Origin of the sequence: Clostridium saudiense (assembly GCF_000577815.1) — a bacterium.
Lineage (GTDB): Bacteria > Bacillota > Clostridia > Clostridiales > Clostridiaceae > Clostridium > Clostridium saudiense.
Genome location: NZ_CBYM010000088.1, coordinates 1 through 1,087, shown reverse-complemented (window position 1 = coordinate 1,087; position 1,087 = coordinate 1). Strand labels below are relative to the sequence as shown.

At 29.3% G+C, this 1,087-nt stretch carries 1 protein-coding gene; it reads right to left on the bottom strand.

Going from position 1 to position 1,087, the window contains the following annotated elements; translation table 11 throughout:
• Nucleotides 1–60: 60 nt before the first annotated feature.
• A complete protein-coding gene (locus TY07_RS17015) occupies nt 61–1,062 on the bottom strand; it encodes a polysaccharide deacetylase family protein (protein ID WP_042403108.1) in 1,002 nt (333 codons plus the stop codon).
• Nucleotides 1,063–1,087 lie beyond the last annotated feature (25 nt).

Here is a 1,087-nt window from a genome sequence, read left to right as displayed (position 1 = left end):
ATAAAAAAATAAAAGGATAAGACAAAAATTATCCTAATTTTTAATCTGCATTAATTTCTATTATTTAATTGTTCTAAATTCAAATCCTTTATCTTGTAAGTATTCTATTATTTGAGGTAATGCTTTTACTGTCTCTTCTTTTCCATATGTATCATGCATTAGAAGAACAACACTATCTGCATCTGGGCCTAATCTTTCTATATTTTCCTTAGTTTTTTGAACTAATTCATCAGCAGTTTTTGCAGCTCCCTGCGCATCTTCATTTAATGCATTCCAGTCAATATTACAATATCCAGTTTCAATCATCTTATCTCTCATAGGTGTACGACCTTCCCATGACCAATATCCACCTGGAAATCTAATAACTCTCGTTGAAAAATCATCACCTAATATTTCTTTCATTATATCATTATTTTTCTCAACATCTGATACAATATTATCTACATTCATAGTTCCATTAGGATATAAATAAGCATAATCATGTCCATATGTATGATTTGCTATAGCATGTCCATTTTCAGCAATATCCTTTAGTACATCTTTCTCACCATTTCCGGCTTCTAACATCTTCCCTAAAACAAAAAATGTTGCTTTAACATTATATTGATCTAATATATCTAATATTTGTGGTGTATTTGTCGTTGATGGTCCATCATCAAAAGTTAAGTAAACTACTCTTTTACCATCTGTTCTTACCGGATAATTTTTTGTTCCATTTAAAAGCCCTTTAGTATTTTCAGAAACCATAGCTGCATCATCTGCATTAGGATCATCCTCTAATTTTATATAATTAACATTGTTTTTTGAGTCAACTTCTAACTCTTCTCCAACTACTTGATCATTTTGAACTAATTCATCTTCTTTATTAGACTCATCTAAACTACCATTTTCTTTATTACTCGCTATACTTTCTTTTAAAGTACTATTTTCTTTTTTAGGAATAAACTGTACTCCTATTATTGTTACAGCAACTACTATCACACATATAATTAAGACAGTAATATTTTGCTTTTTAATTGTATCCATTTTACTTCTCTTGCTATTATACTTTTTCCCTATCATTATTTTCCCCCCTACTGATATAACC